Genomic DNA, 9,538 nt, shown 5'->3' on the forward strand with positions numbered 1-9,538 from the left:
GACGAGTGCCACCAGCGCGAACAACGCGACCGTGGTGACGACGAAGGCCAGGTCGGCCATCGCGAGCTCCTGAGAAGGATCGAATGCATCCGCAAGCGGATCGGACGCTTTCGAGCAAACCTCTCGGGGCGGTCGTTTCCGACACTTCTTGACGGGTCCCATACGGCGCCGCAACGACCCTTGACGGGTCCCTTACGGGGTCCTGGAGGGGTAAGCCCAGGGGGGATGCGATCGGCATCCCCCCTGGGTATTCGGTCTCAGGTACTCACTCCCAGGTATTCACCCTCGCGCGGCCCGCAACAGCTCCGCCGCCTCCCGCGCCACCCCCGGCGCGGCCAGCAGCAGCGGGGTGTCGTACGCGGGCAGCTCCGGCAGGGCCACGGCGCCGGCCTCGGTGGCGATGAGGAGGGCGGGGAGGCCGTCGATGGGGTGGAACTCGCCGATCGCGGCGGCCGTGGCGCGGCCCGCGGCGACCTGGACCAGGGAGAGCGCGGTGGAGCCCATCACGCGGACCGTGCAGTGCCGCTCGGCGAGGGCGGCGAGCAGTGCGTCGAGGCCGGTCCAGTGGCGGTGCGCGGCCCACTCGGTCAGGAAGACGTGCCCGGTCAGGGTCGTGTGAGGGGCGGCTCTCAGGGGCGTGCCGTCGAGGAACGCGCCCCCGCCCTTGACCGCGGTGAAGACCTCGCCGCGCCAGGGGTCGGCGACGACGCCGAGCAGCGGGCTGCCGTCGGGGGCCGCGAGCCCCAGGGAGAAGGAGCACCAGCCGAGGCCGTGCGCGTAGTTCGTGGTGCCGTCGATGGGGTCGATCAGCCAGTGCGGGGCGCCCTGGACGCCGTCCGTGGTCCCGTACTCCTCCCCGACGATCCCGTACGACGGGAACGCCCGGGTGAGGACGGAGCGGACGTGGGCCTCCACCTCCTCGTCCCGGTCGGTGACGATGTCCGCCGGGCCGTCCTTCTGGCGTACCTCCTGGGGACGAGGCCGGCGGATCACCTCCGACGCCCAGTGGGCCAGCTCCGTCGCGACCTCCATCGCCGCGTCGAGATCCACCTCGTCACGCACAGCTCTTCACCACGCCTTCCACGTCGTTGCTGATGATCGCGTCCACACCCCAGGAGATCAGTTCTTCCCGCCGGACGGCGTCGTCCACCGTCCAGCAGCTGACCTTGATGCCCCGGTCGTGCCATACCCGTACGTCCTGAGAGCCGAGGAACCGGTGCTCGGGGTTGTAGTACTGGGGGCGTACGGCGCCGAGGACCTGCTCGGCCGGGGGCTCGGTGCCATACCAGCTGAGGAAGAGGGTGATCCGGTCGTCCCGGGCCCGGACGGCGGCCATCGCCTCCGCCGAGCCGCAGAACATGACGCCGGTGCCGCGGATCTCGGCGAGGGCCGCGACCGCGAGCTCCGGGTCGCCGGTGTCGAGGAGGAGCGGGCGGTCCGTGGTCTCCAGCGCCTCGGAGAGGGTGGGGATCTCGGGGGCGAGGGCGTCCAGCTCGGGCAGGGTGAGGTCGGCGATGCGTTCGGGGCGGCCCCACAGGCGGCTCAGGTCGTCGTCGTGGTGGAGGACGAGTACCCCGTCGGCGGTACGTCTCAGGTCCACCTCGACGGCGTCGGCCCCGGCGGCTGCCGCGAGCCGGATCGCTGTCAGCGTGTTCTCGACCGCGCCCCGGGGGTCGCCCCGGTGGGCCACCGCGAGGGCGCTCACGCGGCGGCGCCCTGGACTGCGGCACCTGCGAGGGCGGCGCCTTCGACGGCGGCGTCCTGAAGGTCGTACGACAGCGCGCGTCCGGCCGAGACGAGGACCCGCTCCCCTACCCCGGGGGTACCTCCGGTGAGGTACGACCTGAGGGCTACCCCTGCGGTATCCAGCCGCAGGACCACCTCGGTGAAGTGGCCCCGGGGAAGGACGCGGGTGACGACGGCGGGGCTGCCGTCCTCGGCGCCGAGCCGGATCTCCTCGGGCCGGATGCCGACCGTCCGGCCCGGCCCCGCGGGGCCCACCGCCTCCGCGCAGCGCAGCAGTCCGGTGCCGTCCGCGAGGCGCAGCTCGCCCCGGTCGACGGTGATGTCGTCGAGCCGGTTGAGGCTGCCGACGAACTCGGCGGTGAAGAGGGTCGCGGGGGTGCGGTAGAGGTCGTCGGGGGCGGCGTACTGCTCGATGCGGCCCGCGTTCATGACGGCGATGCGGTCGGCGACGCTGAGGGCCTCGTCCTGGTCGTGGGTGACGAACAGGGTGGTGATGCCCAGGCGTTGCTGGATGTCGCGGATCTCCTCGCGGACGCGTTCGCGGAGTTTGGCGTCCAGGTTGGACAACGGCTCGTCCAACAGCAGGAGTTGGGGCTGAAGTGCCAACGCCCGCGCGAGGGCGGTGCGTTGCTGTTCGCCGCCGGAGATACGGGCCGGGTAGCTGTCGGCGTGGTGGGCGAGGCCGACGAGGCCGAGGGCCTCGGAGACGCGCCGTTTCGCCTCGGCCGCAGGGACCTTGTGCATCTTGAGGCCGAAGCCGACGTTGCCCGCGACGGTCATGTGCGGCCAGAGCGCGTAGTTCTGGAACACCATGGCGGTGGGCCGCCGTTCGGGCGGTACGGCCGCGTAGTCGGTGCCGCCGATCTCGACCCGGCCGGCGTCGGGGGTGAGAAATCCCGCCGCCATGCGGAGTGTTGTGGTCTTTCCGCAGCCGGAGGGGCCGAGCAGGCAGACCATCTCGCCGGGTTCCACTCGCAGTTCGAGTCCGTCGACGATCGTCCGGCCGCCGAGGGTCTTGGTCAGACCGGACAGAACCAGCCCTGAATTCATCGCAGTTGGAACCCTTCGGCGAGATGGCCGCCCATGATGTGCCGGCGGACGCCGAACAGCAGGACCACGGACGGGACGGACAGCAGGAGCGAGAAGACGGCCGCGACGCCCTCGGGGTAGTTGGTGACCATGCTGTACATGGCGGTCGGCATGGTCAGGTAGACGGGTGCGCCGACCAGCAGGGTGCCCTGGGCCTCGTCGAACGCGGCGAGGAAGGAGAGGATCACCGCGACGAGGATGCCGGGGCGGGCGATCGGCAGGGTCACGCGCCAGAACACGGTCAGCGGACCGGCTCCGGCGTCCCGGGCCGCCTCCTCCAGGCTGCGCGGCACCGAGGAGAACGCGGCGGCGGGCAGCCAGGTCATGAAGACGACGGTGCCGAGGAGTTGGACGATGACGACGCCCCAGAACGTCGTCATCAGGTTCAGCGTGTAGAAGAGCGACGCCATCGCGACGTACAGGCCGATCTTCGGGAAGGCGTTCACGGAGAACAGCGCGACGAGGAAGAAGCGGCGGCCGGGGAAGTCGAACCGGGAGAACGCGTACGCGGCGGGCAGGCAGACGACGGCCGACAGCAGGGTGGCGACCGGCGCGAAGACGAAGCTCCAGCGCACCGCCGCGACCAGGTCGGGGTTGTCGGCGACGGTCCGCCACCAGCGCAGGGTCCAGTCCTGCGGGAGGAGGTCCGGGTAGCGCCAGGTGCCGGCGAACGCGTGCGGGAAGAGCCACAGCAGCGGGCCGAGGATGAAGAGGGCGAGGAGCCCGACCCCTAGTCCCGTAAGGGTCTTTCGGAGGATGCGTACCGTTGTCGTCATCGCGTCATCGCCGCCTTCCTCGCCTCGCGGACGTTGGCCCGGACGTACGCCACGCCCACGAGCGACGCGAGCGCGAACACGACGACCGCCATCACCAGGGACTGCTGGGGCTGGTTGTAGGACTGGAAGGTGTTCGCGAGCTGCACCCCGAGCATCGTCGGGGCCGTAGGACCTACGAGGTAGGGGACGGTGTAGCTCCCGAGTACGGAGATGGTGGTGAACGCGGCCGTGATGACGGCCGGTACGCCCGCCATGGGGAGCAGTACCCGTAGTACCACCTGCGTACGTCCGGCTCCCGCGTCGCGGGCCGCCTCGATCAGGGCGTCCGGCACGGCGGCGAGGCCGGAGGACAGCACGAGCACCGCGAACGGCAGGTTCGTCCACACCTGGCCGATGACGACGCCCCAGATCGTGTAGCTCAGCCGGGGCGCGTCGGCCCAGCCCAGCGCGTGGGCAAGGGTGGTGAAGGCGCCGTCGCCCGCGTAGAAGGTGAGGATCGCGTACGAGCCGATCACCGCGGGCAGGAACAGCGGGGTGATCGCGAGGGCGCTGACGATCTTCGCGGTCCGGCCGCCGGTGAGGCGGGCGTACAGGGCGACCGTGAGGGCCAGCGCGAACACGGCGACGACGCTCAGGAGGGTGACCTCGACCGTCGCCGTCAGGCTGCGCAGGAAGACGCCGCTGGTCAGGACCTCGCGGTAGGCGCCGAGGGTGCCCCACCAGTGGTCGGCGGCGTGCTGGTGCAGGCCGATCGCGGCGATGACGGAGTTGAGGCCGCCGAAGTGGCCGAGCGTGTAGAGCACGCCGGAGACGACCGGGATGCCGACGAAGAGGGCGACCAGGAGGAGCGGGGGAAGCACCAACAGGCCGCCGGGGCGCGGGCGTTGACGGCGGGTGCCGTCGGTGGTCCGCCCGGCGCCCCGTACGTGTGGGGCGGGACTCACTGACCGGGTACCTTCTGCTGCCACAGGTTGTTCATGTCGTTGCCGGTCTTGCCGGAGTAGCCGGGGCGCAGTTTGGTGACGTCGACTCCCGCGAACTTGTCGGCGGTTGCCTTCGGGAGGTCGCTGAGCGGGATCACCGGGTAGGCGGCGAGGTTCTTGACGATCGCGTCCTGCTGGGCCGCCTCCAGGAAGAAGTCGGCGAGCTTGAGCGCGGCCTGCTGCTTGCCGCCGCCCTTGGGGATGCCGATGTAGGAGGCGCCGCCGGTGAAGGTGGGGGTGGAGATCTGGGTGAACTTCACGGTCGAGTCGAGCGTGTGGTTCTGGACCGCCGAGAGGTACATGTCGGACCAGACCGGCGCGAGGGAGATCTGCCCCTTGGCGAGCAGGTCGAGGACGGCCTGGTTGCCGTTGGGGTAGACCCCCTTACCGTAGACGTACGGGTTGAGCGCCTTGAGCTGGGCGAATCCCGCGTCCCACTTGGATTCCAGGGAGGCGTCGTACCCGGTCTGGAAGGTCTTGAGGGTCGCCGGGTCGAGGCTGCGGTCGAGGGTGGTCTCGACGAACGAGCCACCCGAACCGCCGGTGGAGGGGCTGTTGTAGGCGAACTTGCCGGGGTTGGCCTTGATCCAGGCGACGAGTTCGTCGTACGTCTTCGGCGGGGTCTTCACCTTGGTGGAGTCGTACGCGAGTACTACGGAGGATCCCCGATAGGGGACGGCCGCGTTGTTCACCGGACCCAGGAGGGAGGGGTCCACCTTCTTCAGGTCGGGGACGTTCGCGGACGACACCGTTGTCAGCAGGCCCGCCGCGGCGGCGTCCGGGGTGATCGAGGACTCGATGACGTCGTACCCGGCGTCACGCTTGGTCTTCGCGGCGGCCTGGAGCTTGGCGAGGGTCGCGGCGTCGGCGGTGCCGTGCGCGGAGTAGACGACCTTGACCTTGTACCCGGGGTTCGCCTTCTCGAAGGCCGGGACGACGATGTTCTGCCACAGCGTCTGGATGTTCGTGTCACCGCCGACGTACGCGGTGAGCTGGTGGTCCGAGCCGCCGCTCCCCGACGCCGACGAACACGCCGAGGCGGTGAGGGCGAGTCCCCCGGCGCACAGGACGGCGACCGCCGTGCGCGCGGTGCGGGCGGACGCTGCGGTCCGGAGGGGTATCCGGTGGGGCATGGTGAGGCTCCGGGCAATCGATACGGAAGGGGGCGTTCCGCACGATAGGCATCCGCCTCGCCCCCGCACAGGAATCCCGGGATGAACCAGGAGTGACGCCTGGAGGGCGAGTTTGTTGCCACTTACATCCCTTTTGCCCGACTCTTACGGAAGAGCTACTTCGGTCCGTCCGGGCCGCGTGAGAACGCCGTGTCCCCCGCTGTCGCCACGATCGCGTCCCCTACCAGTAGTACTTGCGGGGGATAGTTCTCCGTCCGGTTCCCGGGGTCGTCCAGCGCGGAGGTCCGCCAGACCTCGGCGCCCGTACGGCGGTCGAGCGCCAGCAGCCGGCCGAACCGGTTGGCGAAGTACACCCGCTGGTAGGACGCGGAGACCACCGGCGCGGACAGGCTGTCCATCTCCGTCGCCTTCTGCCAGAGCTGCCGGCCGTCGGCCGCCGACACCGCGGTGACCGTCCCGTCGGACCGGACGAAGTAGACGACGCCGTCCACCAGGGCCGGCGTGCCGGTCAGCGCCCGCGCCAACGGCACGCGGGTGACCTGCCCCGTCCCCGGGTCCACCGTCAGCAAGGCGTTGTACGGCCGCTCGTACCCGGCCTCGTACACGTCCTGTGCGGTCTGGGGTGCGAGGAACAGGGGGTGTCCGCCGAGCGCGCCGAGCGCCAACGCCTTCTTGGGCAGGAAGGCCCGCGAGGTCACGCTGTCCCGTTCGACGCTCATCAGCTCCACCGGTGCCTGTCCGGGCTCGGTGGCCTGCTCGCACAGGACGTACGGGACATCCCCTAGTACCGAGGGGGTGCAGAGGGCGTCCGACCCGGGTGCCCGCCACACCTCGTTGCCGGACGGGCTGTACAGCACGGGCTCCGAGCCGGTCGCCGACAGGGTCAGCAGACCGTCGCGGTACAGGACCGCCGGTGCGGACCGGCTGATGTCGTGCTGCCAGCGCCGGGCACCGGTGGTGGCGTCGAGGGCCACCAGGCGCCGAGTGCCGTCGCCCGGCTCCTCGTACGTGTAGACGAGGCCGTCCCGGACGCCGACCGGACGCGACCCCTGCGGGCGGGTGCCGGTGTGCCACAGGACGCGGCCGGTCGCCGCGTCGACCCGGGCGGTCGTGAAACCCGTACCCCCGCAGTACAGGGCGCTGCCCTCGCTCGCACAGCCGGGGGTGTCGTAGTCCAGAGGGATGCCCTGCACCGGGTACCTGAGAGCTGCCTGCCACGGCTTCCAGCCGGCGGGGAGCGACGCGGTGCGGGCGGTGTGGGTGGTGTCCCGACCTGCCGGGGGGAGATCCCGTCCGGACAGGGAGAGGCCCAGGCCGACGGCCACACCCGTCACGGCCAGGACGGCGGCGAGGGCGGTGAGGAGGAGGCGGGCACGGCGGCGTGAGGCTGTGCCGGGGGTGGTGTCCCCGGGGGGTGTCGTACCTGAGGGTGTCGTACCCGGGGGTGTCGTACCCATGGGGGTCGTCGTATCGGTCGGGGACGGCGTCGTACCCGCGGAGGTCGTGGTACCCCCGGAGGCCGTCATACTCACGGGGGTCGTGGCCGCACCCGGGGTCGAGGGCCGACGCGGGCTCCGGGGGAGCGTGGCCGCGCCGCCGTCGCCGGTCTCCGGGAGTTCCTGGAGCGCGCGGTGCACGTCCGCCAACTCCGGCCGTGCGGCGGGGTCTTTGTCGAGACAGCGCTCCACGACGCCCAGGATCTCGTCCGGCACCCCGGTGAGGTCCGGTGTCCCGAACGCCACCTGGTAACCGGTGATGTAAGGGCTGTCGGAGTCGAACGGGCCCGCGCCGACGGCCGCGTACACCAGGAGCGAGCCCAGCGAGAAGACGTCCGAGGCGGGTGTGACGTCCCGGGGCGAGGCCATCTGCTCCGGCGACATGAAGGGCGGCGTACCGATCATCCGTCCCGTCGTGGTGAGGCTCTGGTGGTCGTCGGCGCGCGAGATGCCGAAGTCGATGACCCGCGGGCCGTCCTGCGTCATCAGGACGTTGCCCGGCTTGAGATCCCGGTGCACCAGCCCCACGCGGTGGATGTCCCGCAGCGCCTCGGTCAGCCCCAGCCCCAGCACGCGCAGTTCCCTCAGCCCCAACGGCCCGTCCTGCGCGACCACTTGGGCGAGGTTCAGCCCCGGCACGTACAGCGTCGCCATCCACGGCCGCTCGGCGTCCGGGTCGGCGTCGACGACGGGCGCGGTGAACGCGCCGCTCACCTTCCGAGCCGCCGCGATCTCCTGCCGGAACCGCGTCCGGAACTCCTCCTCCTCGGCGTACGCCCCTCTCACCAGCTTCACCGCGACCTGCCGCCCCGAGGCCGACACCCCGAGATACACGACCCCCATCCCACCCGCCCCCAGCCGCCCGAGCAGCCTGTACCCGCCTATGGACTCCGGGTCCCCGGCGTTCAGGGGCGTCATCAGGGGCCGTCCTTTCCAGGGCCTGCGTTCGTGGAGATCACAGTAGGGCCTGGGGGGTTGGGCGGGTGGGGTGAGGGGTGCCGGAGCAGGGCCGACCCCCCGGAGAGCCCCTGCCCGGCGCCAGGCCGAACTAGGCGCGCAACGCCTCCTCCATCCGCTCCGGCTAACACGGCAACCGCCCTCTCCGTAGGCGAACGGCGCATTCCCCGCGTCCCTCTCAGGTAGCCCCCTACTGTGGCCGCCGAAGGAAGTTCACCTGCCGCGTAGGAGTTCGGCCATGAGTGATCGCCCCGAGCCGTCGCGCGTGATGACGGCGCAGGAGGTGGACGAGAAGCTCGCCGCGATGCAGCGGGCGGCGGGGGTGCTGCTGCGGGAGTGGGAGGAGGCGGAGCGCCGGCTCACGGAGCGCAGCGAGCTGAGTGAGGCGAGGGTCAGGCGGGCGCAGCGCCCGGGCCGGGCGGCTTCGCCGTTCGAGGCTGAATCCGTCCTGGAATCGGTGCGGTTGAAGCTCGCCGCCGACAGTGCGAAGGGATATGGCGACGCCGTACGGGACTTCGTGTGCTGGTGGGTGGACGCGGCAGGCGCGGCCTGGCAGTCGGCCGCGCTCGGGACGCCGCTGTCGTACACCCGCTGGGGTGCGGTGACCCCGCACACGGTGATGTTCGACGACGAGCTGGCCCTCCTGCCCCGCGCGGCCGAACAGGCGCGTCAGCTGGTCGAGTTGGAGGACTTCCTCGACCCTCCGATACCGGGTTTCAACCAGCCGGAGGAGCGTCGGCGGCGCTTGTGGGGCGATCTGTGGGCCGAGCACCGCATCCCGCTGCTCCCCACCACCGACGAGCTGGACCTCCTCCTCTCCCACACCCCGGACGCGGCGGCCCACCGGCTGCGGGACGCTCTCAGAGCGATCATCGAGGCTGCCATGGCCAAGCCCCGCATCGACGAACTGGAGGACAAGGAGGGGCCGTGGGATCCGTCCGAGAGCGCCGAGTACGACCGACTCGACGCCCTGCTCGACGAGTTGACCCACCGCCTCGCCGACTACGCCCGCGTCCTCACGGACGTGCTGCCCGAGGTGCGAGCGGTGAACGTCTGAGCGTCGGGGGGTGCACGGGGTTGCTATGGGGATGCTGTGGGAGTGCCCAGGGGCTGTCAGCCCTCTCGCGGAACAGATCAGTCGGGCTGCGGATGCAGCAGCCGGGCGAGCAGGTCGTCCAGGGTGACCAGTCCGGTGAGCCGGCCCTGGGTGTCGCGGACGACCGCCAACGTGGCCCGGCGGCGCCGGAGTTGCTCGATCGCCTCGGCGACGGTGTGTTCGGGGGCCAGTTCGGGCACCGGGCGGGACAGGTCCCGGGCGGTGGCGGCGCGCTGCCGGGAGCGGGCCACCAGGGCGTCGC

Annotated in this window: 9 protein-coding genes; 1 reads left to right on the top strand and 8 read right to left on the bottom strand. The window is 71.3% G+C overall.

Features of this window, described 5'->3' with window-relative positions; genetic code table 11:
- Positions 1 to 279: 279 nt before the first annotated feature.
- From ACVNF4_RS08505 to ACVNF4_RS08535, 7 genes are all read right to left on the bottom strand, one after another.
- Entirely contained in the window at positions 280 to 1,062 is a 783-nt protein-coding gene (locus ACVNF4_RS08505) for an inositol monophosphatase family protein (protein WP_461802080.1), read from the bottom strand.
- On the bottom strand, positions 1,055 to 1,705 hold the full coding sequence (locus ACVNF4_RS08510; protein WP_461802081.1) for a glycerophosphodiester phosphodiesterase: 651 nt from the start codon (positions 1,703 to 1,705) through the stop codon (positions 1,055 to 1,057). The genes ACVNF4_RS08505 and ACVNF4_RS08510 overlap by 8 nt, the downstream gene beginning before the upstream one ends.
- Positions 1,702 to 2,796, bottom strand: a complete 1,095-nt coding sequence (locus ACVNF4_RS08515) for an ABC transporter ATP-binding protein (protein ID WP_461802082.1) — start codon at positions 2,794 to 2,796, stop codon at positions 1,702 to 1,704. The genes ACVNF4_RS08510 and ACVNF4_RS08515 overlap by 4 nt, the downstream gene beginning before the upstream one ends.
- Complete coding sequence (locus tag ACVNF4_RS08520; RefSeq protein WP_461802083.1) at positions 2,793 to 3,611, bottom strand: ABC transporter permease; 819 nt, start codon at positions 3,609 to 3,611, stop codon at positions 2,793 to 2,795. Before ACVNF4_RS08520 ends, ACVNF4_RS08515 begins: the two co-directional genes overlap by 4 nt.
- Complete coding sequence (locus tag ACVNF4_RS08525) at positions 3,608 to 4,555, bottom strand: ABC transporter permease (protein WP_461802084.1); 948 nt, start codon at positions 4,553 to 4,555, stop codon at positions 3,608 to 3,610. The genes ACVNF4_RS08520 and ACVNF4_RS08525 overlap by 4 nt, the downstream gene beginning before the upstream one ends.
- The gene (locus tag ACVNF4_RS08530) at positions 4,552 to 5,727 is read right to left on the bottom strand and encodes an extracellular solute-binding protein (protein ID WP_461802085.1); all 1,176 of its coding nucleotides are present in this window, start codon (positions 5,725 to 5,727) and stop codon (positions 4,552 to 4,554) included. Before ACVNF4_RS08530 ends, ACVNF4_RS08525 begins: the two co-directional genes overlap by 4 nt.
- 155 nt (positions 5,728 to 5,882) lie before the next feature.
- Entirely contained in the window at positions 5,883 to 8,141 is a 2,259-nt protein-coding gene (locus ACVNF4_RS08535) for a protein kinase domain-containing protein (RefSeq protein ID WP_461802086.1), read from the bottom strand.
- A gap of 277 nt (positions 8,142 to 8,418) precedes the next feature.
- On the opposite strand from ACVNF4_RS08535, the gene ACVNF4_RS08540 reads away from it, so the two are divergent.
- Positions 8,419 to 9,237, top strand: coding sequence for a hypothetical protein (locus tag ACVNF4_RS08540; protein WP_461802087.1), 819 nt, complete (start codon positions 8,419 to 8,421; stop codon positions 9,235 to 9,237).
- A gap of 77 nt (positions 9,238 to 9,314) precedes the next feature.
- Here ACVNF4_RS08540 and ACVNF4_RS08545 read toward each other — a convergent pair.
- Positions 9,315 to 9,538, bottom strand: a 224-nt coding sequence (locus tag ACVNF4_RS08545; RefSeq protein WP_461802088.1) for a CBS domain-containing protein, incomplete at its 5' end; no start/stop codon positions are given.

This window comes from Streptomyces sp. S6, from assembly GCF_054880855.1.

Coding starts and splice junctions, on each gene's coding strand:
- ACVNF4_RS08530 (WP_461802085.1), bottom strand. CDS start 5,727: ATGCCCCACCGGATACCCCTCCGGACCGCAGCGTCCGCCCGCACCGCG.
- ACVNF4_RS08520 (WP_461802083.1), bottom strand. CDS start 3,611: ATGACGACAACGGTACGCATCCTCCGAAAGACCCTTACGGGACTAGGG.
- ACVNF4_RS08540 (WP_461802087.1), top strand. CDS start 8,419: ATGAGTGATCGCCCCGAGCCGTCGCGCGTGATGACGGCGCAGGAGGTG.
- ACVNF4_RS08535 (WP_461802086.1), bottom strand. CDS start 8,141: ATGACGCCCCTGAACGCCGGGGACCCGGAGTCCATAGGCGGGTACAGG.
- ACVNF4_RS08515 (WP_461802082.1), bottom strand. CDS start 2,796: ATGAATTCAGGGCTGGTTCTGTCCGGTCTGACCAAGACCCTCGGCGGC.